The organism is Streptomyces sp. SDr-06, from assembly GCF_003324565.1.
In the GTDB taxonomy this organism is placed as follows: Bacteria; Actinomycetota; Actinomycetes; order Streptomycetales; family Streptomycetaceae; genus Streptomyces.
The window spans coordinates 73857-100574 of the sequence record NZ_QOLA01000017.1 but is presented as its reverse complement, the minus strand read 5'-3'; the positions used below and the strand labels follow the sequence as shown (position 1 = coordinate 100574).

The window sequence follows — 26718 nt, the reverse complement described above, 5'->3', positions numbered from 1 at the left end:
GCGTTCACGAGAGCGCTCCCCCGGCGAGGCCACCGGCGAGGGCCTGGTCCCAGAAGGCCGTGCAGAATCGGGCCAACGGCCCGCGCGGGGCGCTCCCCGGCGGCGCGCCGCCCTCCTGTGCCTCCAACAGGCCTGGCTCCAACGGCAGTTCACCCGCCAGCGGCAGGCCCAGCGCCCCGGCCACCCACTGCTCGTCGAGCCCGGACGCGTACGGACCTCGTACGACCACGCGCAGATCGCGCAGCACCATGCCGACCGAGGAGGCGACCCGGTTGGCCCCCGCGACCGCGCGCAGCTCGGCCGGGACCACCAGAAGCCCCAGGTCCAGCTGGGCGAGCGCCTCGACCACCGAGTCGTCGATCCGGCGCGGCAGGTCCACGACGACCACGCCGCCCCGGCGGCGGGCCGCCGCGAGCACGGCCCGCATGGCCTCTCCCGGGATCACCACCCAGTCCCCGCGGTCCCAGCTCAGCACCCTCAACTGGTGCAGCCGAGGCAGCGATTCCTCCAGGGCGCCCCCGGCGACCCGGCCCCGCGAAGCGGCGAAATCCGGCCATCGTCGGCCGTCGGCCTGCTCCCCGCCGAGCAGCACATCGAGGCCGCCGCCGAGCGGGTCGCCGTCGATCAGCATGGTGCGCCGCCCCGTACGCGCGGCGGTCACCGCGAGGGCGCAGGCCAGGGTCGAGGCCCCGGCGCCGCCCCGGCCGCCGATCACGCCGACCGTCAGGGCCGGTCGTCCCACGCCTTCGGCGGCGTCCGCGATCCGGTCGACGAGCCACGGCTCGGCGTCGGGCAGGCGCAGCACATGGTCCGCGCCGAGCTCGACCGCCGTCTGCCAGACACCGGGGTCGTCCTGGTTCCGCCCCACCAGGAGCACCCCGCGTCTGCGGGCCGATCCGAGCAGCCGGGGAGCGGCGTCGTCACCGACCAGAATCAGCGGCGCGCTCTCCCAGCCGCCTCTGCGGTCGGGCACCCCGTGGCACACCTCGGGCTCCGCGCCCGCCGCGGCGCACAGCCGCAGCAGATCGTCGAGCAGTTCCTCGTCCTCGGTCACGATCAGCGGTCCGCCGCGCTGCCCCTCCGGGCCCGGCGGCCGGTCGGATGCCATGGCTCCGTCCACGATTTCCGCCCCCTCTCAGTCGGATTCCTGCGTCCGCGTACTTCGCGCACTGGAATCACGGTGGAGGGCGGCTCGAAATAATGTGGATCTTGATCGAAATCTGTGGACAACTATCCCCGTTGTGAATATCCCGTTCACCTATACCGGTGACTCCCGGAGCGCAGCGCAACCACTACACACAGTGACGAGTCCTGGGCAGTACAGAGCGGGGAGAACGAGGCCGAGGCGAGGGGACGGCGGTCGGTTCGAGGGGCCGAAAACGCGTCCGGACATGCGACGACCCCCGCCGGGGGGGAGAGCGGGGGTCGTCCCCACGGCCGACTCGGGGGGGGAGGAGTCGGACCGGGTTAGCACGGTCGCGAACGATCCGTGACTTCCATGGTGTACCCGAGAGCCTTCTCAGGCAAACCCACGCGCCCCAGCTTACGCCGAATGGTGGGCGCCTATGCTCGGGCTCGTGGAAAACCACTCGTTGCCGCGTACCGCCGCCTTCTTCGACTTGGACAAGACAGTCATTGCCAAGTCGTCGACCCTGACCTTCAGCAAGTCCTTCTATCAAGGAGGACTGATCAACCGTCGCGCCGTACTGCGTACCGCCTACGCGCAGTTCGTATTCCTCGCCGGCGGTGCCGACCACGACCAGATGGAGCGGATGCGCGAGTACCTGTCCGCCCTCTGCAAGGGCTGGAACGTGCAGCAGGTCAAGGAGATCGTCGCCGAGACCCTGCACGACCTGATCGACCCGATCATCTACGACGAGGCCGCTTCCCTCATCGAGGAGCACCACGCCGCGGGCCGCGACGTCGTGATCGTGTCCACCTCCGGTGCCGAGGTCGTCGAGCCGATCGGCGAACTGCTCGGCGCGGACCGGGTGGTGGCCACGAGGATGGTGGTCGGCGACGACGGCTGCTTCACGGGGGATGTCGAGTACTACGCCTACGGGCCGACGAAGGCCGAGGCCATCAAGGAGCTGGCCGCGTCCGAGGGATACGACCTCGCACGGTGCTACGCCTACAGCGATTCGGCGACCGACGTGCCGATGCTGGAGTCCGTCGGCCACCCCTACGCGGTCAACCCGGACCGCGCCCTGCGCCGTGAAGCGACCGCGCGGGAATGGCCGATTCTCGTCTTCAGCAGGCCCGTCAGCCTCAAGCAACGGCTGCCCGCGCTCACCATGCCGCCCCGGTCCGCCCTGCTGGTCGCGGCGGGGGTCGGCGCGGCGGCGGCGACCGCCGGCCTCGTCTGGTACGCCAGCCGTCGGCGCGGCTCCGGCTCCGCCTGAGGCGGCGCGTAAACGTGCCCGAAGGGCGTGACCGGGGAACACATCTGAAAGCAGAGGTCCGTTTCACCCCTGTTTGAACCTAAAAGTAAAGAACTGTGGTCAGGGGTTTCGCTTCTCGCCGGACGGGAGTAGAAAGGACTCAACGGCCCGCGAGACCTGGGACATCCGAGAGGATCACCTTCTACGCAATAAAGGCCCCACGGACCGAGCATGGACATCGAGCACCCACGCGACGTCGACCCGTCGATTACGGGCCAGCCGCACCAGGTGAACGGGCAGAGAATCCCGGCCTGATGGGCAACATTCGAGGACGCTTGGTAACTCGGTGGACATGCCAGCGGCGGTATCGGACATCGATACCGCCGCAACCCTTTTCCGTACGTAAGACACGACACGTACATGACGCGCACATAAAGGGCGAGCCCCGAGGGACCCCGAACAGCGGGCCGACGCCTACGCGGCGCCGCGCTGGAGCGCCTCGCACACCGCCGTCGACTCGCGCACGCCCAGCTCGACGGCCTTGCCGCAGTGGGTGATCCAGGCGGCCATGCCCTGCGGCGTCCCCGACACATAGCCCTCGAGCGCCGCCGCGTAGGCCGCCCGGCCCAGCTCCGCGTGACCGACCTCGGCCGGGCAGATCGCCTTGGGGTCCAGACCGCTGCCGATCAGCACGATCCGCTCCGCGGTGCGCGCGACGAGTCCGTTGTACGAGGTGAACGGCCGCAGCGCGACCAGTTCCCCGTGCACGATGGCCGCGGTCACCAGAGCGGGGGCCGAGCCGCCCGCGATGATCAGCCGGGAGAGGCCTTCGAGGCGACCCGCCACCTCGTCCGCGCCAGGCAGCGGAAGTTCGATGAGCGGCTCGTCGACCGCTTCGCCGTGCTGCCTCGGCCGCCCGACCGCGTCATCCGCGTCCGCGGCCGCCACCAGATGAAGCCGGGCCAGCACCCGCAGGGGCGACTGCCGCCAGATGGAGAGCAGTTGACCCGCCTCGGCGGTCAGCCGCAGAGCGGCGCCGACCGCACGCGCCTCGGGCTCGCTGCCGAAGTCGGTACGCCTGCGCACCTCTTCCAGCGCCCAGTCCGCACCGGACAGGGCGGCACTGCCGCGCGCCCCGCGCAGCGCCGCCTCCGAGGTGATCTCGTTGCTGCGGCGCCGCATCACGCGGTGCCCGTAGACCCGGTCCACGGCCTTGCGCACGGAGTCCACGGCGTCCGGGACGCCCGGCAGCCCGCCGAGGGCGACTAGAGGGTCAGCGGCGTTCGTACTCATAAGTAAGGAGGCTACGCGTCCGCAAGCCGCACCCCACCTTCGAGTGGTCTTCTTCACTCACCTCGCATACACAACGCCACCATTCGATTACCTTTGGTGAACATGAAGATCGCTTTCGTGGGGAAGGGCGGCAGCGGCAAGACCACGCTGTCCTCGCTCTTCATCCGCCACCTCACCGCCAACGAGGCCGCCGTCGTCGCGGTCGACGCCGACATCAACCAGCACCTCGGGGCCGCGCTCGGGCTCGACGAGGAGGAGGCCGCGGCGCTGCCCGCGATGGGCGCGCACCTGCCGCTCATCAAGGAGTACCTGCGCGGCACCAACCCGCGGATCGCCTCGACCGAAACCATGATCAAGACGACCCCGCCGGGCCATGGCTCCCGGCTGCTGCGGGTGCGCGAGGCGAACCCGGTGTACGAGGCGTGCGCGCGCCGGGTCGTGCTCGACGACGGCGACATCCGGCTGATGGCCACGGGCCCGTTCACCGAGTCCGACCTCGGGGTGGCCTGCTACCACTCGAAGGTCGGCGCGGTCGAACTGTGCCTGAACCACCTGGTGGACGGGGTGGACGAGTACGTCGTCGTCGACATGACGGCGGGCTCCGACTCGTTCGCCTCCGGCATGTTCACGCGCTTCGACATGACGTTCCTGGTGGCCGAGCCGACCAGGAAGGGCGTCTCCGTCTACCGCCAGTACAAGGAGTACGCCCGGGACTACGGGGTCGCGCTCAGGGTCGTCGGCAACAAGGTGCAGGGCCAGGACGACGTGGACTTCCTGCGCGCCGAGGTCGGTGACGACCTGCTGGTGACCATCGGTCACTCCGACTGGGTGCGCGCCATGGAGAAGGGCCGCCCGCCCCGCTTCGAGCTCCTGGAGGCCGACAACCGGCTCGCCCTGCAGTCCCTTCAGGACGCGGCGGACGACTCGTACGGAAACCGGGACTGGGGGCGCTACACGCGGCAGATGGTGCACTTCCACCTGAAGAACGCGGAGAGCTGGGGCAACGCGAAGACCGGGGCCGACCTGGCCGCGCAGGTCGACCCCGCCTTCGTGCTGAGCGAGGCGCTGATCGCCGAGGTCAGTGAGCCGCAGCCTGCCTGACGGCGGGCTGGGGCGCGGCCGGCTTCAGCGGAGCCTGCGGCTTCGCGGGGGCCGCGGGCTGGGCGGCCTCCAGGGCTGCCCAGCCGCCCTTCGGTGCCTCGCCCACCTTCAGCGAGGTGAACTTGGCGAGCACCGCCGGGTCCTGGGCGTCGAGCCAGTCGGCGAGCTGGCGGAACGAGACGCAGTGGACGTCGCGCTTCACGCACACCGTCCTGACGGTGTCCTCCACGGCCCGCATGTAGGCGCCGCCGTTCCAGGACTCGAAGTGGTTGCCGATGATCAGCGGGGCGCGGTTGCCGTTGTAGGAGCGGTCGAAGGCCTGGAGGAGGCCGTCGCGCATCTGGTTGCCCCAGTACTCGTGCTGATCGGCGTCACCGGTCGTCGCGTTGGACTGGTTCATGTAGAAGTTGTAGTCCATGGACAGCGTCTCGAAGTCGCGGCCCGGGACCGGCACCAGCTGCATCGACAGGTCCCAGACGCCGTTGGCGTTCTTCTTCGGCCACACCTGGTCGTTGACGGCGCTGGTGTCGTACCGGAAGCCCAGCTGGCCCGCGGCGGCCACGAAGTTCTTGCGGCCCTCCAGACACGGGGTACGGCCGCCCACGAGTTCCTTGTCGTAGTCGAACGGGAGCGGGGCCTCCGCCTTCAGGCCGGAGTTGGTCTTCCAGTTCTTCACGAAGGACTTGGCCTGCGCGATCTCGCTCTTCCACTCGTCCACCGACCAGGTGCCGACACCGCCGTCGGGCCCGCAGTAGTGGCCGTTGAAGTGGGTGCCGATCTCGTTGCCCTCCTGCCACGCGGCGCGCAGCTGGGTGACGGTGTCCTTGATTCCCTTGAGGTCGTTGAAGCCGATGTCCGAGGTGCCCGCGGAGTGCTTGGGCGCGGTGTACAGCTTCGCCTTCGCGTCCGGGAGCATGTACACGCCGCTGAGGAAGTACGTCATGGTCGCGTTGGACTCCTTGGCGACCTGGCGGAAGTGCGAGAAGAGCTTCTGGCTGTCCTCGCCGGCGCCGTCCCAGGAGAACACCACGAACTGCGGCGGCTGCTGCCCCGGCTTCAGCTTCTCGGGCTTGAGCAGATGCGGCTGGAGCCCTGTGTACGCGGTGGAGCCGTCCCCGATGAGGTGCGGGGCGATGTTGGGGGCGGCGGCGCCCTGGTGACCGGCGGGGGCGCCCGGCTTGGTCGGGGCGGGGGCCGAGGAGCAGCCCGCGGCTCCGGCGGCCAGCGCCGCGGCGATGACGCCGACAGCGATCCTCTTCCTGGCGTGCGTGGCGGCGATCATCCGCCCACCTCTTCCTTGCGGTTATGTGCGTTGAATGCCGTCACGGCGCCGCAAAAGTCGCACGCAGACTGAGGGACAACGGCACGACAAGCCGCACGAAAAGCTGCCTATTCACCCCTGAGAGTGAATCATTGCCCTGTTTGGCCTAAATGAGAAGGAAGCCGCTTTACTCTGCATTACGATTCATTTACCGAGAGTTGAGAATCCCGCCGCTGCACTGCCGTGACCCACGGCCGCGACCCCTCGTTCCGCGACCGCGCTGCCCCGGAGGAGACGGGAACATGCCTGCTTGCGTCCCCACCCGCGCCAAGACCCCAGCTCGCCCACCTCGCATCCGGCGCCCGCGCCGCCCGGCTCCCCAGGGAGACGGACCCGGGCGCCGCCGCTTCCGCCTCCAGGGCGCCGACCTGTCGGCGTCCATCACCGTCTTCCTGCTCGCCGTCCCGATGTCGCTCGGCCTCGCCGTCGCCATCGACGCGCCGCTGGAGGCCAGCCTCATCGCCGCCGGTGTCGGCGGGATCGTCGCCGGTCTCCTCGGCGGCTCGTCCCTCCTCGTCAGCGGGCCGTCCGCCGGACTGACCGTGGTCTCCGCCGAGTTGATCCAGACGTACGGCTGGCGCACCAGCTGCGCCATCACCGTGTGCGCGGGGCTGCTCCAAGTCGCCCTGGGTGCACTGAAGACGGCGCGCTCCGCGCTGGCGGTCAGCCCCGCCATCGTGCACGGCACCCTCGCCGGCATCGGAGCCGCCATCGCGCTCGCCCAGCTCCACATCGTCCTCGGCGGCTCCCCGCAGAGCTCGGCGGTGGACAACGCCCTCGCGCTGCCCGACCAGTTGGCCCACGTCGGCCCGGCCGCGCCGCTCATCGGCGCACTGACCATCGCCGTGCTCCTGCTGTGGCCCCGCGTTCCCGGGCGGGCCGGAAAGGCGCTGCGCAAGGTTCCGGCCGCGCTGGCCTGTGTCGTGGTCGCCACCGGGGTCGCCGCGCTCGCGGCGCCGGGCATCGCCCGGGTCGAACTGCCTTCCTGGGACGCGCATGTGCTGCCCGAGCTGCCGCACGGCCCGGCGCTCGGCATCGTCGCCGCCGTGCTCACGGTGACGCTGGTGGCCAGCCTGGAGTCGCTCCTCTCCGCCGTCGCCGTCGACCGCCTGGCATCCGAGCGGCCGGGCGCCGCGGCCCCGCCGCGCGCCGACCTCGACCGCGAGCTGCGCGGCCAGGGCATCGCCAACGCGGTGTCCGGGCTGCTCGGCGGAATGCCCGTCTCCGGCGGGGCGGTGCGCGGCAGCGCCAACGTCCGGGCGGGCGCGACCGGCCGCGCCTCGACTGTGCTGCACGGCGTGTGGGTGCTGCTCGCGGCCGGGCTGCTCGTCTCCGTGCTCGAATGGATCCCGCTCGCCGCGCTCGCCGCCCTGGTCATGATGGTCGGCATCCAGATGGTCAACTTCGCGCACATCCGCAACGTCCACCAACACCGCGAGTTCCTGGTGTACGTGGCGTCCGTGGGCGGGGTGCTCGTCCTGGGCGTGCTGCAAGGAGTGGTCCTGGGCATCGCGGTGGCCGTGGCCGTCGCGCTGCACCGCCTGGCCCGTACGCGGATCACCACCCAGGAGCAGGCCGACGGCACCTATCTGGTGCGCGCACGCGGCCAGTTGACGTTCCTCGCCGTGCCCCGGCTGACCCGGGCGCTCGGCCACGTCCCCCAAGGGGCCGACGCCGTGGTGGAGTTGGACGGGTCGTTCATGGATCACGCGGCCTTCGAGGCGCTGCAGAGCTGGCAAGGCACCCACCAGGCGCGCGGCGGCGCGGTACGGATCACCGGGCGCGCCGGAGGGCGGATCGCCGAGCCCGCGTCGAGCGCGCACACCTGCTGCCGCCCATGGACGCCGTGGCGCAACCACCACTGTCAGGACCGCCCGTCGCAGCACACCCACCAGAACCAACTGGCCAGCGGGCTCAGCTCGTTCCAGCGCAACACCGCGCCCCTGGTGCGCGACGAGCTGGCCCGGCTCGCCCGCGAGGGCCAGCGCCCGCAGCAGCTCTTCATCACCTGCGCCGACTCCCGGCTGGTCACCAGCATGATCACTTCCAGCGGCCCGGGCGACCTGTTCACCGTGCGCAACATCGGCAACCTGGTGCCGCCGCCGGGCACCGAGGGCGCCGACGACTCCGTCGCGGCGGCCATCGAGTACGCCGTGGACATCCTCCGGGTCGAGTCGATCACCGTCTGCGGGCACTCCGGCTGCGGCGCGATGCAGGCGCTGCTCAACAGCAGCCCCGGGGCGCCGATGACCCCGCTGCGCCGCTGGCTGCGGTACGGGCAGCCGAGTCTGGAGCGGATGGCGAGCCGGCGGCACTCCTGGGCCCGCATCGCCGGGCGGCTGCCCGCCGACGCCGTGGAGCAGCTCTGTCTGACCAATGTGGTCCAGCAGTTGGAGCATCTGCGCCGGCACGACTCGGTGGCCCGCGCCCTCGCGGCCGGCACCCTCGCGCTGCACGGCATGTACTTCCACGTCGGTGAGGCGCAGGCGTACCTGCTCGCTCCGGACGACCACGCGGAGGTCTTCGAGGGCATCGGCGTCAACCTCCTGGAGGACACGCACGCCTGAACCCGCCCCGCCTCTCCGATCGCGTACGGCCTCTCCCGCACGGCTCCCTGCCCGCAGGAGAGGCCGTACGCGCGCCACGCCGACGACCGGCCGCTCCTACAGGTCTAAACCAATTCCCTGGAGACTCTTGTCACCCGGCCGCTGGGCTGATGAGCTATGGCCGGGACACATAGGCACATAGGACGCCCTGGGAAAGGGAGATGTCGTGAGTAACGAAAGCCTGGCCAACCTGCTCAAGGAGGAGCGGCGGTTCGCGCCGCCCGCCGAGCTGGCCGCGAACGCCAACGTCACGGCGGAGGCGTACGAGCGGGCCGAGGCGGACAGGCTGGGGTTCTGGGCCGAGCAGGCCCGGCGCCTGACCTGGGCCACCGAACCGACCGAGACCCTCGACTGGTCGAACCCGCCCTTCGCGAAGTGGTTCGCCGACGGCAAGCTGAACGTCGCGTACAACTGCGTCGACCGGCACGTCGAGGCCGGCCACGGCGACCGGGTCGCCATCCACTTCGAGGGCGAGCCGGGCGACAGCCGCTCCCTCACCTACGCCGAGCTCAAGGACGAGGTGTCAAGGGCCGCCAACGCCCTTACGGAGCTGGGTGTCCGGGCCGGGGACCGGGTCGCGGTCTACCTGCCGATGATCCCCGAGGCGGCCGTCGCGATGCTCGCCTGCGCCCGGGTCGGCGCAGCGCACTCCGTGGTCTTCGGCGGGTTCTCCGCCGACGCGGTCGCCTCCCGCATCCAGGACGCCGACGCCAAGCTCGTCATCACCGCCGACGGCGGCTACCGGCGCGGCAAGCCGTCCGCCCTGAAGCCCGCCATCGACGAGGCGGTCGCCAAGTGCCCGCAGGTCGAGCACGTCCTGGTGGTGCGCCGCACGGGCCAGGACACCGCGTTCACCGAGGGACGCGATGTGTGGTGGGACGACATTGTCGCCCGTCAGTCGGTGGAGCACACGCCCACCGCCTTCGACGCCGAGCACCCGCTGTTCATCCTCTACACCTCGGGTACGACGGGCAAGCCCAAGGGCATCCTGCACACCTCCGGCGGCTACCTCACCCAGGCCTCGTACACCCACCAGGCCGTCTTCGACCTGAAGCCGGAGAGCGACGTCTACTGGTGCACCGCCGACATCGGCTGGGTCACCGGGCACTCGTACATCGTCTACGGGCCGCTCGCCAACGGCGCGACCCAGGTCATGTACGAGGGCACCCCGGACACCCCGCACCAGGGGCGGTTCTGGGAGATCGTGCAGAAGTACGGCGTGACCATCCTCTACACCGCGCCGACCGCGATCCGTACGTTCATGAAGTGGGGCGACGACATCCCCGCCAAGTTCGACCTGAGCAGTCTGCGGGTCCTGGGCTCGGTCGGTGAGCCGATCAACCCCGAGGCGTGGATGTGGTACCGCAAGCACATCGGCGCCGACACGTGCCCGATCGTGGACACCTGGTGGCAGACCGAGACCGGCGCGATCATGATCTCGCCGCTGCCCGGCGTCACCGAGACCAAGCCCGGCTCGGCGCAGCGGGCGCTGCCCGGCATCAGCGCCACCGTCGTCGACGACGAGGCGCACGAGGTCCCGAACGGCGGAGGCGGCTACCTCGTCCTGACCGAGCCGTGGCCCTCGATGCTGCGCACCATCTGGGGCGACGACCAGCGCTTCATCGACACGTACTGGTCGCGCTTCGAGGGCCGGTACTTCGCCGGTGACGGCGCCAAGAAGGACGACGACGGCGACATCTGGCTGCTCGGCCGCGTCGACGACGTCATGCTCGTCTCCGGCCACAACATCTCGACGACCGAGGTCGAGTCGGCCCTCGTCTCGCACCCCTCGGTCGCCGAGGCGGCCGTGGTCGGCGCCGCCGACGAGACGACCGGGCAGGCCATCGTGGCGTTCGTCATCCTGCGCGGCACCGCCGCCGAGAGCGAGGGCCTGGTCGAGGAGCTGCGGGCGCACGTCGGCTCGGCGCTCGGCCCGATCGCCAAGCCGAAGCGCGTCCTGCCGGTCGCGGAGCTGCCCAAGACGCGCTCCGGCAAGATCATGCGCCGACTGCTCCGCGACGTCGCCGAGAACCGTGAGCTGGGTGACGTCACCACGCTGACCGACTCCTCGGTGATGGCGCTGATCCAGAACAAGCTGCCGAGCGCCGCCAGCGAGGACTGAGCCAGGACCGCCGATCGCAGGGCCCGGCCGGGCTTCCGGCCGGGCCCTGCGCGTGCGTCCGCCCACGTTCGCGCGCCTTTTTACCGATCTGCCCCTAAAGTGACGATCACCGGATCCGCCCCGCCGCACACCTCGCCATGAAGTTAGGTAAAGTAAGCAAAGCGTCAATGACGCGACAAGAAAGTCAGGTGCGCCGGGAAGTCTGGTCGGCAACGTGCTCAGTCATGCCCGCCGAACCGACCGGAGGTCGCCCCGTGGCCATACCCACCCCGCCCCAGAAGTTCCTCCGACGGCTCTCGCTCCCCGAGCGCACCTTCGTCGCGAACGCCCTGCGCGCCGAGACCGTCGGCGGCGTGCTGCTGCTCGTGGCCGCCATCGCCGCCCTCATCTGGGCGAACACCCTGGGTTCGAGCTACGAGTCGGTGCGGAGCTTCCACCTCGGAATCAGCTCCCTGGGGCTCGACCTCTCCATCCAGCACTGGGCGGCCGATGGGCTGCTCGCCATCTTCTTCTTCGTCGCCGGCATCGAGCTCAAGCGCGAACTCGTCGCCGGTGATCTGCGCGACCCGAAGGCCGCAGCGCTGCCCGTGATCGCGGCCCTCTGCGGCATGGCGGTCCCCGCTCTCGTCTACACGCTCGTCAACGTCCTCGGCGGCGGCTCCCTCGACGGCTGGGCCGTACCGACCGCCACGGACATCGCGTTCGCGCTCGCCGTCCTCGCGGTCATCGGCACCTCGCTCCCCTCCGCGCTCCGCGCCTTCCTGCTCACCCTCGCCGTCGTCGACGACCTCTTCGCGATCCTGATCATCGCGGTCTTCTTCACCAGCGGCATCAACTTCGCGGCCCTGGGCGGCGCCCTCGTCGGCCTGGTCGTCTTCTGGCTGCTGCTCAGGAAGGGCGTGCGCGGCTGGTACGTCTACCTCCCCCTGGCGCTCGTCATCTGGGGGCTGATGTACAACAGCGGCGTCCATGCCACCATCGCCGGGGTCGCGATGGGCCTGATGCTCCGCTGCCATCGCACCGAGGGAGAGGAGCACTCTCCCGGCGAGCACATCGAACACCTGGTACGGCCCGTCTCGGCCGGTCTCGCCGTCCCGCTCTTCGCACTCTTCTCGGCCGGCGTGGGCATCAGCGGCGGCACCCTGGCCGACGTCTTCACCCGGCCCGAGACACTCGGCGTCGTCCTCGGCCTGGTCGTCGGCAAGGCGCTCGGCATCTTCGCCGGCACCTGGCTCGCCGCCCGGTTCACCAAGGCCGAGCTCAACGACGACCTGGCCTGGCCGGACGTGTTCGCCGTCGCCACGCTCGCCGGCATCGGCTTCACGGTCTCGCTGCTCATCGGCGAACTCGCCTTCGACGGGCGACCCACGCTGACGGACGAGGTCAAGGCCGCCGTCCTCGTGGGCTCCCTGACGGCGGCCGTCCTCGCCTCCGCCCTGCTCAAGATGCGGGTGCGCAGGTACAAGGCGCTCGTCGAGGACGAGGAGCGCGACGACGACCAGGACGGCATCCCCGACATGTACGAACTGGACAAGCCGGAGTACCACCTGCGGATGGCCGAGATCTACGAGAACAAGGCGGCCGAGCACCGCAGGCTGGCGCAAGTGGCGGGGGCGGGGCGCGACGACGGCGACAGTCCGGCATGATCTGACAACGGACCTGTTGGACCCGTGGGCCCTGTTCGACCCGTCGGTATTCGAGAGAGATGAGGGAGTCAGCGATGAGCGACCCCAGCCACAACGCCGGCAGCGCCGAGCGCAGCCTCGGCCAGCTGGTCGCCTCCGCGACCGCCGAGATGTCCGCGCTGGTGCACGACGAGATCGCGCTGGCCAAGGCCGAGCTGCGCCAGGACGCCAAGCGCGGCGCGATCGGTGGCCTCGCCATCGGCACGGCCGGTGTGCTCGCGCTGTTCTCGCTGCCCGTGCTGAGCTTCGCGGCGGCGTACGGCATCCACAACCTGGGGCTCGGGCTCGCCTGGTCGTTCCTCATCGTGGGCGGTGCGTTCCTGGTGGTGGCCGCGCTGCTCGGGGTGCTCGCCGTGGCCAAGTTCAAGAAGGTGAAGCCGCCGGAGAAGTCCATCGCCTCGGCCAAGGCGACGGCCTCGGCCCTCCAGGGCGTCAAGCCCCACCCGCGTCCGGCCACCGTCGAGGTGACGGTCACGGACACCGGCGCCACTGTGGCACGCTCGTCTGCATGACCGCACCCGATCCCGGTACCGGAAGCCCTGGCGGCACCGGCAGCCCCGTCCGCATCGATGGTCCCTGGACCCATAGGGACGTGGCGGCCAATGGGGCGCGCTTCCACATCGCCGAACTCGGCGAGGGCCCACTGGTGTTGCTGCTGCACGGCTTTCCGCAGTTCTGGTGGACGTGGCGCCATCAGCTGACGGCGCTGGCCGACGCCGGGTTCCGGGCGGTCGCGATGGACCTGCGCGGGGTGGGCGGCAGCGACCGCACCCCACGCGGTTACGACCCGGCCAACCTGGCACTCGACATCACCGGGGTCGTACGGTCCCTGGGCGAGCCCGACGCGGCCCTGGTCGGCCACGACCTCGGGGGCTATCTGGCGTGGACGGCGGCCGTGATGCGGCCCAAGGTGGTGCGCCGGCTCGTGGTGTCGTCCATGCCGCACCCGCGCCGCTGGCGCTCGGCGATGCTCGCCGACTTCAAGCAGACCTCGGCCGGGTCCTACGTCTGGGGTTTCCAGCGGCCGTGGCTGCCGGAGCGTCAGCTGGTCGCGGACGACGGCGCGTTGGTGGCCCGGCTCGTACGGGACTGGTCGGGCCCGCGCCAGCCCGAGGACGAGGCCGTGGAGACCTACCGGCGCGCCATGTGCATCCCGTCCACCGCGCACTGCTCGATCGAGCCGTACCGCTGGATGGTGCGGTCGATGGCACGGCCGGACGGCATCCAGTTCAACCGGAGGATGAAGCGGCCGGTCCGGGTCCCCACGCTCCATCTGCACGGTTCGCTGGACCCGGTGATGCGCACCCGCAGCGCGGCCGGGTCGGGCGAGTACGTCGAAGCGCCGTACCGCTGGCGGCTGTTCGACGGTCTGGGGCACTTTCCGCACGAGGAGGATCCGGTCGCGTTCTCGACCGAACTGGTCAACTGGCTGAAGGATCCGGAACCGGATCGCTGAGTTCCGAGGGCCGTGGGGGAACTGCTGTCCTACGAACGGCCACTTGCCCGGCGCATAGGCCAATTGGCCCCCTCTGACGCGGTTACCGACCATGGGCCCCGGGCACACGTCGGGGTATGGGCTGGACGCACGACTACGGTGACGCAGCACGCAACCGCCGAACGGCCGCAGGGCCGGTCTCGTACGAGAGGGGCGGCCCGCAGGGGCAGGGGTCACCACACCCCTCCCCCGATTCCCGGGAGGTGGGGATTCCGCGCATTCTGCGGCGCCGGGCCCGCTGGGTCTCGGCCCGGCTGCGGCACGCCCGTACGTAGCGGGCGCGGTGCCTAGTCGGCCCTGAGGTAGCCGAGGCCGGGGTGGGCGCCCCGGTAGCCGTCCAGGAGCCTTCGGGCCACCTGGACGGAGTCGACCAGCGGATGCAGCGCGAAGGCCTTCACCGCCGCCCGCGCCGACCCGCTCGCGGCCGCCTCCAGGACACACCGCTCGACTGCCTTCACCGCGTTGACCAGGCCCGCCTCATGGCCCGTCAGCTGCGACACGGGCAGCGGGCGGGGGCCCGCGGCGTCGACGCGGCAGGGGATCTCGATGACGGCTCGCTCGTCGAGCGCGCGCAGGGAGTTCCCGTTGCACACGTTCAGGATGAGCGTCGCCGCCTCGTTCCTGGCGATGGCCCGCATGAGGGCGAGGGCCACGTTCTCGTACCCGCCGGACTCCAGGTCCTCGGCCGCGCGCTCACCGGCGCCCGACGCGTCCCGGTTCTCCGACATGTACGTGGCCTCGCGCTCGGCCCGCGTGCGGTCCCAGGCCGCCCACACCGACGCGTCGGGAACGGTCTCCGCCGTGGCGTAGAAACGTGCCTGCTGGTCCTTCAGGAAGGCGCCGCGGGTCTGTTCGGCCCGCCGGTAGGCGCTCACCGCCTCGCGGTTGAAGTAGTAGTAGTGCAGGTACTCGTTGGGCACCGAGCCCAGCGAGCGCAGCCAGTCGGCGCCGAACAGCTTGCCCTCCTCGAAGGAGGTCAGCAGCTCGTCGCCCTGCTCGAACAGGCGCGGCAGGACGTTCTTCTCGCCCTCGTACAACCCGTGCAGCCAGCCCAGATGGTTGAGGCCCGCGTAGTCCAGGCGCACGGCCTCGGGGTCGACGCCGATCGTGCGGGCGACCCGGCGGGCCAGCCCCACCGGCGAGTCGCAGATGCCGATCACGCGCTCGCCGAGGTGCTCGGCCATCGCCTCGGTGACCAGGCCCGCCGGATTGGTGAAGTTGATGACCCAGGCCTCGGGGGCGACCGCCCTGACGCGGCGGGCGATCTCCACGGCGACCGGCACCGTGCGCAGCCCGTAGGCGATGCCGCCCGCGCCGACCGTCTCCTGCCCGAGGACCCCCTCGGCGAGCGCGATCCGCTCGTCGGCCGCCCTCCCCTCCAGGCCGCCGACGCGGATCGCGGAGAACACGAAGTCCGCGCCGCGCAGCGCCTCGTCGAGGTCGGTGGTGGTGCGCACCCGGGGCGCGTCCTCGATTCCGTACGCCCGGTCGGCGAGGACCCTGCCGATCGCGTGCAGCCGGGCCCCGTCCAGGTCGTACAGGACCACCTCGGTGACCCGCCCGGGCGCGTGGTCGCGCAGCAGGGCGCCGTACACCAGCGGGACGCGGAAGCCGCCGCCGCCGAGGATCGTCAGTCGCATCGCAGCCTTCTCGTCAGGGGGTCATAGGGCGCACTGCTGGCTGTCGACCTGCTGGCTGGCCGTGCGGCCCTGCTGAATGTCGGCCTGGATCTCGTCGGCGGTCAGCGCGTACCCGGTGTCCGGGTCGTCGAGCGACTTCGCGAAGACCACCCCGTACACCTTGCCCTCGGGGGTCAGCAGCGGGCCGCCGGAGTTGCCCGGCCGGACCGTGGTGAACAGCGAGTAGACATCGCGGCGGACGGTGCCGCGGTGGTAGATGTCCGGCCCGTTGGCGCTGATGCGGCCACGGACGCGGGCGGAGCGGACGTCGTAGGGGTGGTCCTCGGGGAAGCCCGCGACGATCGCGCTGTTGCCGCTGCGGGCGTCGGTGGAGGTGAACTGGAGCGGCGGCGCCTTCAGCTCCGGCACGTCGAGCACCGCGATGTCGCGCCGCCAGTCGTAGAGCACGACCTTCGCGTCGTACGTGCGCCCCTGACCGCCTATCTGGATGGTCGGCTCGTCGACGCCGCCCACCACGTGCGCGTTGGTCATGACGCGGCGGTCGGCGAACACGAAGCCGGTGCCTTCGAGGCGCTTGCCGCAGCTCGGGGCCATGCCGACGACCTTGACGATCGACTTCTTGGCGGTGGCCGCGACCGGGCTGCCCGCGAGCTTCGGGTCGGGCGCCTGGACCTCGGTGATCGACTCGTTCGAGAACGGCGTGAAGACCTGCGGGAAGCCGTTCTGCGCGAGCACCGAGGAGAAGTCGCTGAACCAGGTGGACGCCTGGGGAGGCATCACGTTGGAGACCCCGAGCAGGATCTTGGAGTTGCGGACCTCCTTGCCCAGCGTCGGCAGAGCCGTCCCGGCCAGCGCGGAACCGATCAGCCACGCGACGAGCAGCATGGCCACCACGTTCACCAGGGCGCCGCCCGTGGCGTCCAGGGCTCTCGCCGGCGACCAGGTGATGTACCGGCGCAGCTTGTTGCCGAGGTGCGTGGTGAAGGCCTGGCCCACGGAGGCGCAGACGATCACGATGACGACCGCCACGACGGCCGCGGTCGTCGAGACCTGGGACTCGTTGGTCAGCTGGTCCCAGATGACCGGGAGCAGATACACGGCGATGAGACCACCGCCGAGGAACCCGATCACCGACAGGATGCCGACGACGAAGCCCTGGCGGTAGCCGACGATCGCGAACCACACGGCGGCGACCAGCAACAGGATGTCCAGCACGTTCACGGGCCCAGCCTGTCACGCGTGCCAGTCGAGCGGCACCCGCTTGGCTCGGTCCCAGGGGCGCTCCCAGCCCGCGTAGTGCATGATCCGGTCGATCACCCCGGCCGTGAAGCCCCAGACCAGCGCCGATTCGACCAGGAATGCCGGACCTGCGTGGCCCTTCGGGTGAACGGCGGTCGCGCGGTTGGCCGGGTCCGTGAGATCCGCCACGGGCACCGTGAACACGCGGGCCGTCTCACCGCTGTCGACCGCCCGCACCGGCGTCGGCTCGCGCCACCAGCCGAGCACGGGTGTCACGACGAAGCCGCTGACCGGGATGTAGAGCCGGGGAAGCACGCCGAAGAGCTGGACCCCGGCCGGATCGAGCCCGGTCTCCTCCTCGGCCTCGCGCAGCGCGGCCCGCAGCGGCCCCGTGGTGGCCGGGTCGCCGTCCTCGGGGTCGAGGGCGCCGCCCGGGAAGGAGGGCTGGCCGCCGTGCGAGCGGAGCTGGCTGGCCCGCTCCATGAGGAGCAGCTCGGGGCCGCGCGGGCCGTCGCCGAAAAGGATGAGCACGGCGGACTGCCGCCCGTCCCCGCTCTCCGGCGGCAGGAACCGGCTCATCTGCTCGGGCTCGACCGCTTCGGCGGCCCGGGCGACCGGCTCCAGCCACTCGGGCAGCCCTTCACTGGTCACGACGAGCTCGCTCGCGCCCACGCCGTCCGGTCGGGGGTGGTCGCTGCTCGCGGTGCCGGTCGCTGGGGCAGCGGGGTCTGTGTGGCCGGGGACCCGGGCCGTGGCGGCGCCCGGGACAGCCGTGGCGTCCGTGGCGGGGTGTCCGGCATCCGTGGCGGGGCCGCCTGTGCCGCGCGGGGTGCCGGGCCGGGCCGGATCTCCGGCGCCGTTCGCGGCAGGGGCGTGGCCGGGCCCGCCGATGCGACCGCTCAGGCCGCCGGTGCGGCCCCGGTCGGCGTCGGTACGGCCCGCCGGACCGCCGACGCGGCCGAGGCCCTCGATCCCGCTCAGATCACCGTCGTACGTCTCGCTCGTGTGCGTCATCTGCACCCCCGTCGTTCATCGTCCACAACGCCTGTGCCGGTCGCTTTCGTTCCGGCCGGCCTCGGCGTCCGCCTTCCGGGTGACGTCAGCCCGCTCCGAGCGGCGGCGCGGGCCGCCCCGGGTAGTCCGGCGGCGGACTCAGCCGCTGGCCCGGGAAGCCGCCCTTCTCGTACTTGAGGAGCTTGCTCGCCTTCTCGGGGTCGGTCTCGCCCTCGCCGTACGACGGGCACAGGGGCGCGATCGGACAGGCGCCGCAGGCGGGCTTGCGGGCGTGGCAGATGCGGCGGCCGTGGAAGACGACCCGGTGCGAGAGCATCGTCCACTCGCTCTTCGGGAAGATCGCGCAGATCTCCGCCTCGACCTTCTCCGGGTCCACCTGCTCGGTCCACTTGAAACGGCGCACCAGCCTGCCGAAGTGGGTGTCGACCGTGATCCCCGGTACCCCAAAAGCGTTGCCCAACACGACATTCGCGGTCTTACGGCCGACCCCGGGAAGCTTGACCAGGTCCTCAAGTCGGCCCGGCACCTCGCCCCTGAACTCGTCCCTGAGGGCGGTCGCGATCCCCATGATCGACTTGGTCTTGGCCCGGAAGAACCCGGTGGGGCGGATGATCGCCTCGACGTCCTCGGGGTTCGCCGCCGCGAGGTCCTCGGCCGTCGGGTACGCCGCGAACAGCGCCGGCGTCGTCTGGTTGACCCTGAGGTCGGTGGTCTGCGCGGAGAGGACGGTGGCGAGGAGCAACTCGAACGGGTTGCGGAAGTCCAGCTCGGGATGGGCGTACGGATAGACCTCGGCGAGCTCCCGATTGATCCGGCGCGCCCGGCGCACCATCGCGACATGCGACTCGGGCTTGGCGGCCACGGCCTTGGGCGCCGCCACCGTGGCCGCGGGTTTCTTTGAAGCGGCCTTCGAAGCCACGGGCTTCTTGGAGGCGGGCTTCTTGGAGGCTGCCTGCGAAGACTCGGGCTTCTTGGAGGCAGGCTTCGTCGACGCCGCCTTCTTGGAGGCAGGCTTCTTGGCGGCGGGCTCCGCAGACGCGGCCTTCGAAGAAGCGGCCTTCTTGGAGGTGGCCTGCTTGGAGGCTGCCTGCGAAGACGCGGGCTTCTTGGAGGCGGGCTCCGCAGACGCCGCCTTCTTGGAGGCGACCTCCTTGGGGGCGGGCTCCGCAGACGCGGGTTTCGAGGACGCCGGGGCCTTCGAGGACGCCGAGGTCTTCGTCCCGGCCTTCGCGGGCGTCCCCTTCGTGGCGGGCTTGCCCGCGACCTCCGCGGCGGCGCTCACCCGCGCGGCCTTCTTCGCGGGCTCCGCGGCCCGCTTCCCGGGCTTGGCTGCCCTCTTCACGGGCTCTTTCGCCGTGGACGCGGGCTGTTCGCCCACAGCGGAATCGTTCTCTGCGGACACTCTTCCAGCCCCCCTGGCCTGCGCTCTCACCGGCGAATTGGACACCCGGCCAGCCTAAAGCCCGGCACCGACATCCGCCCCGGCCACAGCGAATCAGCGCCCCAATCGGCCCCCTGGCTCACGGTCCGGCACTCCAGTACGTCATCCTTGTGATTGATCGCACTGTGTAGACCGTCCGGCAAAATGGGGAGCACGCTCCTCTGATACCGGTCGACAAGGAGAGATTCGTGGACGACGTTCTGCGGCGCGCCCCGCTCTTCGCGGCGCTCGATGACGAGCAGGCCGCGGAGCTCCGCGCCTCGATGAGTGAGGTGACGCTCGCCCGTGGCGACGCCCTCTTCCACGAGGGCGACCCCGGCGACCGCCTCTACGTGGTCACCGAGGGCAAGGTGAAGCTGCACCGCACCTCACCCGACGGCCGGGAGAACATGCTGGCGGTCCTCGGCCCCGGCGAGCTCATCGGCGAGCTGTCCCTCTTCGACCCGGGCCCGCGCACCGCCACCGCGACCGCGCTGACCGAGGTCAAGCTGCTCGGCCTGGGCCACGGCGACCTTCAGCCCTGGCTGAACGCCCGCCCCGAGGTGGCCACGGCCCTGCTGCGCGCCGTCGCCCGCCGCCTGCGCAAGACCAACGACCAGATGTCCGACCTGGTCTTCTCCGACGTTCCGGGCCGTGTCGCCCGCGCGCTCCTCGACCTGTCGCGCCGCTTCGGCGTGCAGTCCGAGGAGGGCATCCACGTCGTGCACGACCTGACGCAGGAAGAGCTGGCCCAGCTGGTCGGCGCCTCCCGCGAGACGGTCAACAAGGCGCTCGCCGACTTCGCCCAGCGCGGCTGGCTGCGCCTGGAGGCCCGTGCGGTCATCCTGCTGGACGTGGAGCGCCTGGCGAAGCGCTCGCGCTGAGCGACGCCGCTCGCGGCGGTTGCCCCGCCCCAGCGCCTGAGGGGCCGGTCCACGCGAGACCGGCCCCTCACGCATGGGCCGATCTCTATGGAGCATGCGGATGGGCGTGTCGACGGGGCCTGCAGAGGAGGCCTATCGATGAGGTCTGCCGATGAGGCCCGCCGACAGGCATGTCGACGGGGCCGTGCCCGGACAAGTCCCGCCCCGCCCTCTCGCGCGCCGGGCAGGACGGGACAAGACACCGGATGAACCCCGAGGACACCTGATGGACCGATACATCGAGCGCGAGGGGTCGCTCGGGCTGCTGCAACCGGAGTTCAAGCCCGTCGTCGCCGCCCTCCGCGACCAGGTGGAGCGCCATTTCGGCGCGCGCCTGCACAGCGCGTACCTGTACGGGTCCGTGCCGCGCGGCACCGCCCGTCCCGGCCGGTCCGACCTGGATGTGCTGCTCGCGCTGCACGAGGAGCCCACCCCGGCCGACCGGGCGGAGGCGCGGGCTGTCGCGGCGGAACTGGACGCGGGGTTCGAGGTGATCGACGGCGTCGGAATGCTGCTGTTCGGCCGGAGCGTGCTGCTGAGCGAGCTGGAGCGGCACGACCTCGGCTGGTTCGTGGCGTGTCTGTGCACCCCGCTGCTCGGGGACGATCTCGCCGATCACCTGCCGCGCTACCGGCCGACCTCGCTGCTCGCCCGGGAGACCAACGGCGACCTCGGCGACGCCCTGGCACGCTGGCGTCGGCAGGCGGCCGAGGCCAGCGACGACGCACAGCTCCGGTCGCTCGTGCGCGGCGCCTCGCGCAAGATCGTGCGGACCGCGTTCACGCTCGTCATGCCACGCCACGGCGACTGGACCAGCGATCTGGCGGAGCAGGCGGAGGTCTTCGGCCGCTACTACCCGGACCGGGCCGAGCAGTTGAGAAAAATTGCCGCGCTGGCCGGGAACCCGGTGGCGGACCGGTCCGTTCTCACGATGTACACCGAAGATCTCGGGCCGTGGCTCGCCGCCGAATACCTCACGACCCATGGCGCCAAGTCGCCGCGTCCGTACGAGAGTTGAGACCCGCCTCACCCGACTCTCCTCTACGGGACGCCGAGTTCACACCGCGGGGAAGGGCCCGGCCCGCCCTCCCCGCAGGAAGCCGAGCCCTGACGCCGGACCGAGCCCGGGCCAGGGCCGGGGCCGTCAGATGAGGCCGTGCTCGCGCAGATACTCGAGCTGCGCGCGCACCGACAGCTCGGCGGCCGGCCACAGCGACCGGTCGACGTCCGAGTAGACCAGGGCCACCACATCCGCCGCCGTGAGGTGGCCGTTCTCCACCGCCGTCTCCACCTGGGCGAGCCTGTGGGCGCGGTGGGCCAGATAGAACTCGACGGCGCCCTGCGCGTCGTCGAGCACCGGGCCGTGCCCCGGCAGGACGGTGTGCACGCCGTCGTCGACCGTCAGCGAACGCAGCCTGCGAAGGGAGTCGAGATAGTCGCCCAGGCGGCCGTCGGGATGAGCCACGACGGTCGTGCCGCGCCCCAGGACCGTGTCCCCCGTCAGGACGGCCCGGTCGGCGGGCAGATGGAAGCAGAGGGAGTCCGCGGTGTGGCCCGGGGTGGGCACCACCCTCATCTCCAGGCCGCCGGTGGTGATGACGTCGCCCGCGGCGAGGCCCTCGTCCCCCAGGCGCAGGGCCGGATCCAGGGCACGCACGGGGGTACGGGTCAGCTCCGCGAAGCGGGCCGCACCCTCGGCGTGGTCGGGGTGCCCGTGGGTGAGCAGCGTCAGCGCGACCCGCTTTCCCGCCTTCTCGGCCATCGCGATGACGCGAGTGAGGTGCGCGTCGTCGAGCGGCCCGGGGTCGATGACGACGGCCAGGTCGGAGTCGGGCTCGGCGACGATCCAGGTGTTGGTGCCGTCCAGGGTCATCGCGGAGGCGTTGGGCGCGAGGACGTTGGTCGCGCGGTCGGTCGCCGGGCCCGAAAGGACCCCGCCCCGCGGCTGCCCGGGAAGAGCGGCGGCATCACTCATACGGCACCTCCAGGGGTGACGAAGTCGGTGGTCACCTGGGCAAGCCTCGCGGAACGGGCCAGGGTGCGGCGACCGCGCCTCGCGAGGCCGTCCCGAGCGAGGCCGATGAGGGTGGCGGCAGGGTTCGTCACGGTCGGTCCTCTGCCGGGATGTGCTTGGTGAACTCGTCGTGGCCCGGCCAGCTCAGGACGAGTTCCCCGCTCTCGGTCAGGTGGGCCCGGGCGAGTACGGGGGTCAGATCGCGGTCGGCGGCGGCCGCGAGGGCATCGGCGGCAGTGGCGTACGGAAGGAGGTCACGCAGGGTGGAGATGGTCGGCGGCATCATCAGGAGCTCGCCCTTGTCGTAGCCGGCGGCGGCTTCGGCGGGGCGGATCCAGACGGTGCGGTCGGCCTCGGTCGAGGCGTTCCGGGTGACCTGGCCCTCGGGGAGCGCGGCGACGAAGAACCAGGTGTCGTAGCGCCTGGGCTCGAATTCCGGGGTGATCCAGCGCGCCCAGGCACCGAGCAGATCGGAGCGGAGCACCAGGCCGCGCCGCTCCAGGAACTCGGCGAAGCTCAGGGCGCGGGTCACCAGCGCCTGGCGGTCGGCCTCCCAGTCGTCGCCGGTGGTGTCGCCGACGACAGTGGCGGCGTCGGGGCCCGCGAGGAGGACGCCCGCCTCCTCGTAGGTCTCGCGCACCGCGGCGCAGACGATGGCCTGGGCGGAGGCGGGGTCCGTGCCGAGGCGTTCGGCCCAGGTCTCGCGGGACGGTCCGGCCCAGCCGAGCCGGTCGTCCTCGGCGTCGCGGGGGTCCACGCCGCCGCCCGGGTATGCGTACGCGCCCCCGGCGAAGGCCATGGAGGCGCGTCGGCGCAGCATGTGCACGGTGGGGCCGGTGTCCGTGCCGACCGCCCCGTCCCGGAGCAGCATCACGGTCGCGGCCCGCCGCGGCTCGACCGCGATGAGCTCGCCTGCGGCTAGGGCGCGGATGCGGTCCGGCCACTCCGGCGGGTACCACTGACCATTGGGCATGGGCGGATGCTACGGGGTGGCGTGCGGATGTTCGAGGGGGTCCGTGTAGGTGACATCCCTTTGACACACACAGCCGAACAGACAGCGGCATCTGTCATCCGACAGCGGCCACCCGCCGACCCACATCTGTCGGCTGACATCTGCCGACCGACACGCGTCAGATGTCAGCCGACAGATATCAACCACCAGCCACCGACCGGTCAACAACCAGCGGCCACCAGCCGACCGCGACCGGCCACCCGCCACAACCACCGACCAGCAACCAGCAACCAGCAACCAACCGTCACAGGCCAGCCGTCAGCGATCAGCGATCAGCGATCCAGCGCAAGGCCGACCCACACCCGGGCCTGGCCTCACACCTCACACACCTCAGGCCTCAACCACCTCAGGCCTCAACCACCTCAGGCCTCGACGAGCTCCACCTGGATCTCGACCTCGACCGGGGCGTCCAGGGGCAGTACCGCGACGCCCACCGCGCTGCGGGCGTGGACTCCCTTGTCGCCGAGGACGGCGCCGAGGAGTTCGCTGGCGCCGTTGATGACGCCGGGCTGGCCGGTGAAGTCGGGGGCGGAGGCCACGAAGCCGACGACCTTCACGACGCGCGCGATGCGGTCCAGGTCGCCCGCGACGGACTTGACCGCGGCGAGCGCGTTGAGGGCACAGGTGGCGGCCAGTTCCTTGGCCTCCGCCGGGGTCACCTCGCCGCCGACCTTGCCGGTGACGGGCAGCTTGCCCTCCACCATGGGGAGCTGGCCGGCGGTGTACACGTACACCCCGGACTGCACGGCGGGCTGGTAGGCGGCCAGGGGCGGGACGACCGACGGAAGGGTCAGGCCCAGTTCGGCCAGCTTGTCCTCGACGGCGCTCATGCCTGCTTCTCCCGCTTCAGGTAGGCCACCAGCTGCTCGGGGTTGTTCGGCCCGGGGACGACCTGGACCAGCTCCCAGCCGTCCTCGCCCCAGGTGTCCAGAATCTGCTTGGTCGCGTGCACGAGAAGGGGCACGGTCGCGTATTCCCACTTGGTCATGGGCCCGACTGTAGCCGCTGGCCGACGCCCGCTCTCGCGGGCGCCTTACGCGGACCACATGCGTGAGCCGTGGGCGGACTGGTTAGGCTCGAAGGTGTGAGCAGGCTCCAGGTCGTCAGCGGCAAGGGCGGTACCGGCAAGACCACGGTCGCCGCAGCACTCGCGCTCGCCCTCGCGACGGAGGGCAGGCGCACGCTCCTCGTCGAGGTCGAGGGCAGACAGGGCATCGCGCAGCTCTTCGAGACGGAGGCCTTTCCGTACGAGGAGCGCAAGATCGCGGTCGCGCCCGGCGGCGGGGAGGTGTACGCGCTGGCCATCGACGCCGAGCGGGCCCTGCTCGACTACCTCCAGATGTTCTACAAGCTGGGCGGCGCGGGGCGGGCCCTGAAGAAGCTCGGCGCGATCGACTTCGCCACCACCATCGCGCCGGGCGTGCGCGACGTGCTCCTGACCGGCAAGGCCTGCGAGGCGGTGCGCCGTAAGAACAAGCAGGGTGGGTACGCGTACGACTACGTCGTGATGGACGCGCCGCCCACCGGGCGCATCACCCGCTTCCTCAACGTGAACGACGAGGTGGCCGGGCTCGCGAAGATCGGGCCGATACACAATCAGGCGCAGGCCGTCATGCGGGTCCTCAAGTCCCCCGAGACGGCGGTGCACTTGGTGACCCTGCTTGAAGAGATGCCCGTGCAGGAGACCGTGGACGGGATCGCCGAGCTGCGGGGCGCGGAGCTGCCTACGGGCAAGGTCATCGTGAACATGGTCCGGCCGCACGTCCTGGACGGGGCGGCGGTGCGCGGGGTCACGGGCGACCGGCGCAAGGAGGTCGCCAAGGCGCTGACGCGCGCCGGAGTGACCGGCTCGGCGAAGCTGGTGACACCGCTCCTGGAGCAGGCAGCCGAGCACGCGGAGCGGGTGGAGCTGGAGCGCGAACAGCGGTCGGTGCTGGCCGAGTTGGGGCTGCCGACGTACGAGCTTCCGCTGGTCGGCGAGGGAATGGATCTGGCCGGGCTCTACCGCTTGGCCTCGGAACTGCGCAAGCTCGGGGTGGGTGAGTGACTTTGGACGCGGCCGAGCCGCTGGCGATCGATCCGCTGCTTGACGATCCGGGCACCCGCATCATCGTGTGCTGCGGATCGGGCGGGGTGGGCAAGACAACCACCGCCGCCGCCTTGGGAGTTCGGGCCGCCGAGCGCGGCCGGAAGGTCGTGGTGCTCACCATCGACCCGGCCCGCAGGCTGGCCCAGTCGATGGGGATCGACTCGCTGGACAACACCCCGCGCCGGGTCAAGGAGGTCCGGGGCGACGGCGAACTGCACGCGATGATGCTCGACATGAAGCGGACCTTCGACGAGATCGTCGAGGCGCACGCGGATCCGGACCGGGCGAAGGCGATCCTGACGAACCCGTTCTACCAGTCCCTGTCGGCCGGTTTCGCGGGCACGCAGGAGTACATGGCGATGGAGAAGCTGGGGCAGCTGCGGGCCAGGGACGAATGGGACCTGATCGTGGTCGACACCCCGCCCTCGCGCTCCGCGCTCGACTTCCTGGACGCGCCCAAGCGCCTGGGGTCGTTCCTCGACGGCAAGTTCATCAAGCTGCTCATGGCGCCCGCGAAGATGGGCGGCCGGGCCGGGATGAAGTTCCTCAATGTCGGCATGTCGATGATGACGGGAACCCTGGGCAAGCTGCTCGGCGGCCCCTTCCTGCACGACGTGCAGACCTTCGTGGCGGCCATGGACACGATGTTCGGCGGGTTCCGGACCAGGGCGGACGCCACTTACCGGCTGCTTCAGGCGCCGGGCACCGCGTTCCTCGTCGTCGCAGCGCCGGAACGGGACGCGCTGCGCGAGGCGGCGTACTTCGTGGAGCGCCTCGCCGCCGACGACATGCCGCTGGCCGGTCTCGTACTCAACCGTGTGCACGGCAGTGCGGCCGCCCGCCTCTCGGCCGAGCGCGCCCTCGCGGCGGCGGAGAGCCTTGAGGAGCTGCCGGACCTGCCGGAGGCCCCGGACCTTCCGGATCACGCGGAGGAGGATCCGGACCATCGTGCGGAAAATCTTGACGACCGTCGCATTGTGGATCAGGAGGCCGGGAAGGCTGGGGATCGTGGCCCCAGCGATTCCTCTCCCGGCGCTGGCGCCGAACCCGGTGTCGGCTCAGCCGAGTCACCGGCCCGTTCCCGTACGGCGGACGATGCCCGCGGAGCCGATGGGGGCTCGGCCCAGGATTCCCAGGATTCCGTGGAGCGGTTGACCGCCGGGCTCCTGCGGCTGCACGCCGAGCGGATGCAGGTGCTCGCGCGTGAACAGCGGACGCGCGACCGCTTCACCGCGCTCCATCCCGAGGTGGCGGTCGCCGAAGTGGCCGCCCTGCCCGGTGATGTGCACGATCTCGCAGGACTGCGGACCATCGGGGACCGGCTCGCGGCCGGTGGTGCCCCGGCCGGAGCTGCCTGATCCTC

Annotated in this window: 25 protein-coding genes; 13 read left to right on the top strand and 12 right to left on the bottom strand. The window is 71.2% G+C overall.

What is annotated here, in order from left to right; genetic code table 11:
- Positions 1-4: 4 nt before the first annotated feature.
- Positions 5-1108 (bottom strand): septum site-determining protein Ssd, encoded by a 1104-nt coding sequence (ssd, locus tag DT019_RS28240; protein WP_114039755.1) that lies wholly within the window; start codon positions 1106-1108, stop codon positions 5-7.
- 457 nt (positions 1109-1565) lie between these two features.
- On the opposite strand from ssd, the gene DT019_RS28235 reads away from it, so the two are divergent.
- A complete protein-coding gene (locus DT019_RS28235) occupies positions 1566-2402 on the top strand; it encodes an HAD family hydrolase (protein WP_114039754.1) in 837 nt (278 codons plus the stop codon).
- A 453-nt stretch (positions 2403-2855) separates the two neighbouring features.
- Here DT019_RS28235 and DT019_RS28230 read toward each other — a convergent pair whose 3' ends face one another.
- Complete coding sequence (locus tag DT019_RS28230; RefSeq protein ID WP_114039753.1) at positions 2856-3674, bottom strand: oxidoreductase; 819 nt, start codon at positions 3672-3674, stop codon at positions 2856-2858.
- Positions 3675-3776: 102 nt separating this feature from the next.
- On the opposite strand from DT019_RS28230, the gene DT019_RS28225 reads away from it, so the two are divergent.
- Entirely contained in the window at positions 3777-4775 is a 999-nt protein-coding gene (locus DT019_RS28225; protein WP_114039752.1) for an ATP-binding protein, read from the top strand.
- On the opposite strand, the gene DT019_RS28220 is transcribed toward DT019_RS28225, so the two are convergent.
- Positions 4753-6057 (bottom strand): hypothetical protein, encoded by a 1305-nt coding sequence (locus DT019_RS28220; RefSeq protein ID WP_114039751.1) that lies wholly within the window; start codon positions 6055-6057, stop codon positions 4753-4755. The genes DT019_RS28225 and DT019_RS28220 overlap by 23 nt on opposite strands.
- A 281-nt stretch (positions 6058-6338) precedes the next feature.
- Here DT019_RS28220 and DT019_RS28215 point away from each other — a divergent pair, with 281 nt between their 5' ends.
- The 6 genes from DT019_RS28215 (at position 6339) to DT019_RS40420 (ending at position 14279) form a co-directional block, all read left to right on the top strand.
- Positions 6339-8663 carry a bifunctional SulP family inorganic anion transporter/carbonic anhydrase gene (locus tag DT019_RS28215; protein WP_114039750.1) on the top strand — a complete coding sequence of 775 codons (2325 nt, stop codon included), beginning with the start codon at positions 6339-6341 and terminating at the stop codon, positions 8661-8663.
- A gap of 205 nt (positions 8664-8868) precedes the next feature.
- Positions 8869-10824, top strand: coding sequence for an acetate--CoA ligase (gene acs / locus DT019_RS28210; protein ID WP_114039749.1), 1956 nt, complete (start codon positions 8869-8871; stop codon positions 10822-10824).
- Between the two features lie 254 nt (positions 10825-11078).
- Positions 11079-12470 carry a Na+/H+ antiporter NhaA gene (gene nhaA / locus DT019_RS28205; RefSeq protein ID WP_189389999.1) on the top strand — a complete coding sequence of 464 codons (1392 nt, stop codon included), beginning with the start codon at positions 11079-11081 and terminating at the stop codon, positions 12468-12470.
- A 74-nt stretch (positions 12471-12544) separates the two neighbouring features.
- The gene (locus DT019_RS28200; RefSeq protein ID WP_114039747.1) at positions 12545-13021 is read left to right on the top strand and encodes a phage holin family protein; all 477 of its coding nucleotides are present in this window, start codon (positions 12545-12547) and stop codon (positions 13019-13021) included.
- Positions 13018-13965: an alpha/beta fold hydrolase gene (locus DT019_RS28195; RefSeq protein WP_114039746.1), complete on the top strand. Its 948-nt coding sequence runs from the start codon at positions 13018-13020 to the stop codon at positions 13963-13965. The genes DT019_RS28200 and DT019_RS28195 overlap by 4 nt, the downstream gene beginning before the upstream one ends.
- 116 nt (positions 13966-14081) lie before the next feature.
- A complete protein-coding gene (locus DT019_RS40420; protein ID WP_114039745.1) occupies positions 14082-14279 on the top strand; it encodes a hypothetical protein in 198 nt (65 codons plus the stop codon).
- A gap of 12 nt (positions 14280-14291) precedes the next feature.
- On the opposite strand, the gene DT019_RS28185 is transcribed toward DT019_RS40420, so the two are convergent.
- The 4 genes from DT019_RS28185 to nth form a co-directional block, all read right to left on the bottom strand.
- Positions 14292-15644, bottom strand: a complete 1353-nt coding sequence (locus tag DT019_RS28185) for a 6-phospho-beta-glucosidase (RefSeq protein ID WP_114039744.1) — start codon at positions 15642-15644, stop codon at positions 14292-14294.
- Between the two features lie 21 nt (positions 15645-15665).
- On the bottom strand, positions 15666-16865 hold the full coding sequence (locus tag DT019_RS28180) for a MarP family serine protease (protein ID WP_114039743.1): 1200 nt from the start codon (positions 16863-16865) through the stop codon (positions 15666-15668).
- 12 nt (positions 16866-16877) lie between these two features.
- Positions 16878-17555 carry an NUDIX hydrolase gene (locus tag DT019_RS28175; RefSeq protein WP_114039831.1) on the bottom strand — a complete coding sequence of 226 codons (678 nt, stop codon included), beginning with the start codon at positions 17553-17555 and terminating at the stop codon, positions 16878-16880.
- A 427-nt stretch (positions 17556-17982) separates the two neighbouring features.
- On the bottom strand, positions 17983-18816 hold the full coding sequence (gene nth, locus DT019_RS28170; protein WP_223279805.1) for an endonuclease III: 834 nt from the start codon (positions 18814-18816) through the stop codon (positions 17983-17985).
- Here nth and DT019_RS39810 point away from each other — a divergent pair.
- From DT019_RS39810 to DT019_RS28155, 3 genes are all read left to right on the top strand, one after another.
- Positions 18764-19357: a hypothetical protein gene (locus DT019_RS39810; protein WP_189389997.1), complete on the top strand. Its 594-nt coding sequence runs from the start codon at positions 18764-18766 to the stop codon at positions 19355-19357. The two genes, nth and DT019_RS39810, sit on opposite strands and share 53 nt — an antisense overlap.
- Positions 19358-19526: 169 nt before the next feature.
- Positions 19527-20201, top strand: a complete 675-nt coding sequence (locus DT019_RS28160) for a Crp/Fnr family transcriptional regulator (protein WP_017947815.1) — start codon at positions 19527-19529, stop codon at positions 20199-20201.
- A 265-nt stretch (positions 20202-20466) separates the two neighbouring features.
- Positions 20467-21258 carry a nucleotidyltransferase domain-containing protein gene (locus tag DT019_RS28155; protein WP_114039742.1) on the top strand — a complete coding sequence of 264 codons (792 nt, stop codon included), beginning with the start codon at positions 20467-20469 and terminating at the stop codon, positions 21256-21258.
- 126 nt (positions 21259-21384) lie between these two features.
- Here the strand turns inward: DT019_RS28155 and DT019_RS28150 are convergent, their stop codons facing one another.
- From DT019_RS28150 to DT019_RS28135, 5 genes are all read right to left on the bottom strand, one after another.
- The gene (locus tag DT019_RS28150) at positions 21385-22215 is read right to left on the bottom strand and encodes an MBL fold metallo-hydrolase (RefSeq protein WP_114039741.1); all 831 of its coding nucleotides are present in this window, start codon (positions 22213-22215) and stop codon (positions 21385-21387) included.
- Entirely contained in the window at positions 22212-22346 is a 135-nt protein-coding gene (locus tag DT019_RS40780) for a hypothetical protein (protein ID WP_262985343.1), read from the bottom strand. The genes DT019_RS28150 and DT019_RS40780 overlap by 4 nt, the downstream gene beginning before the upstream one ends.
- Positions 22343-23227: an NUDIX hydrolase gene (locus DT019_RS28145; RefSeq protein ID WP_114039740.1), complete on the bottom strand. Its 885-nt coding sequence runs from the start codon at positions 23225-23227 to the stop codon at positions 22343-22345. Before DT019_RS28145 ends, DT019_RS40780 begins: the two co-directional genes overlap by 4 nt.
- Before the next feature lie 401 nt (positions 23228-23628).
- Positions 23629-24096, bottom strand: a complete 468-nt coding sequence (locus DT019_RS28140) for a RidA family protein (RefSeq protein WP_114039739.1) — start codon at positions 24094-24096, stop codon at positions 23629-23631.
- The gene (locus DT019_RS28135) at positions 24093-24254 is read right to left on the bottom strand and encodes a DUF4177 domain-containing protein (RefSeq protein WP_003975360.1); all 162 of its coding nucleotides are present in this window, start codon (positions 24252-24254) and stop codon (positions 24093-24095) included. The genes DT019_RS28140 and DT019_RS28135 overlap by 4 nt, the downstream gene beginning before the upstream one ends.
- 96 nt (positions 24255-24350) lie before the next feature.
- Between DT019_RS28135 and DT019_RS28130 the strand changes: the two genes are divergently transcribed.
- Both DT019_RS28130 and DT019_RS28125 read left to right on the top strand, forming a co-directional pair.
- Entirely contained in the window at positions 24351-25313 is a 963-nt protein-coding gene (locus DT019_RS28130) for an ArsA family ATPase (protein ID WP_114039738.1), read from the top strand.
- A complete protein-coding gene (locus DT019_RS28125; protein ID WP_114039737.1) occupies positions 25310-26713 on the top strand; it encodes an ArsA family ATPase in 1404 nt (467 codons plus the stop codon). The genes DT019_RS28130 and DT019_RS28125 overlap by 4 nt, the downstream gene beginning before the upstream one ends.
- Positions 26714-26718 lie beyond the last annotated feature (5 nt).

What these genes read in the sequence shown, in the direction of transcription:
- DT019_RS40420 (WP_114039745.1), top strand. Translation starts at nt 14,082, where the DNA reads ATGGGCTGGACGCACGACTACGGTGACGCAGCACGCAACCGCCGAACG.
- DT019_RS28215 (WP_114039750.1), top strand. Translation starts at nt 6,339, where the DNA reads ATGCCTGCTTGCGTCCCCACCCGCGCCAAGACCCCAGCTCGCCCACCT.
- DT019_RS28235 (WP_114039754.1), top strand. Translation starts at nt 1,566, where the DNA reads ATGCTCGGGCTCGTGGAAAACCACTCGTTGCCGCGTACCGCCGCCTTC.
- DT019_RS28155 (WP_114039742.1), top strand. Translation starts at nt 20,467, where the DNA reads ATGGACCGATACATCGAGCGCGAGGGGTCGCTCGGGCTGCTGCAACCG.
- DT019_RS28135 (WP_003975360.1), bottom strand. Translation starts at nt 24,254, where the DNA reads ATGACCAAGTGGGAATACGCGACCGTGCCCCTTCTCGTGCACGCGACC.
- DT019_RS28200 (WP_114039747.1), top strand. Translation starts at nt 12,545, where the DNA reads ATGAGCGACCCCAGCCACAACGCCGGCAGCGCCGAGCGCAGCCTCGGC.
- DT019_RS28230 (WP_114039753.1), bottom strand. Translation starts at nt 3,674, where the DNA reads ATGAGTACGAACGCCGCTGACCCTCTAGTCGCCCTCGGCGGGCTGCCG.
- DT019_RS28195 (WP_114039746.1), top strand. Translation starts at nt 13,018, where the DNA reads ATGACCGCACCCGATCCCGGTACCGGAAGCCCTGGCGGCACCGGCAGC.
- ssd (WP_114039755.1), bottom strand. Translation starts at nt 1,108, where the DNA reads ATGGCATCCGACCGGCCGCCGGGCCCGGAGGGGCAGCGCGGCGGACCG.
- DT019_RS28145 (WP_114039740.1), bottom strand. Translation starts at nt 23,227, where the DNA reads ATGCCCAATGGTCAGTGGTACCCGCCGGAGTGGCCGGACCGCATCCGC.
- DT019_RS28185 (WP_114039744.1), bottom strand. Translation starts at nt 15,644, where the DNA reads ATGCGACTGACGATCCTCGGCGGCGGCGGCTTCCGCGTCCCGCTGGTG.
- DT019_RS28225 (WP_114039752.1), top strand. Translation starts at nt 3,777, where the DNA reads ATGAAGATCGCTTTCGTGGGGAAGGGCGGCAGCGGCAAGACCACGCTG.
- DT019_RS28220 (WP_114039751.1), bottom strand. Translation starts at nt 6,057, where the DNA reads ATGATCGCCGCCACGCACGCCAGGAAGAGGATCGCTGTCGGCGTCATC.
- DT019_RS28150 (WP_114039741.1), bottom strand. Translation starts at nt 22,215, where the DNA reads ATGAGTGATGCCGCCGCTCTTCCCGGGCAGCCGCGGGGCGGGGTCCTT.
- DT019_RS28140 (WP_114039739.1), bottom strand. Translation starts at nt 24,096, where the DNA reads ATGAGCGCCGTCGAGGACAAGCTGGCCGAACTGGGCCTGACCCTTCCG.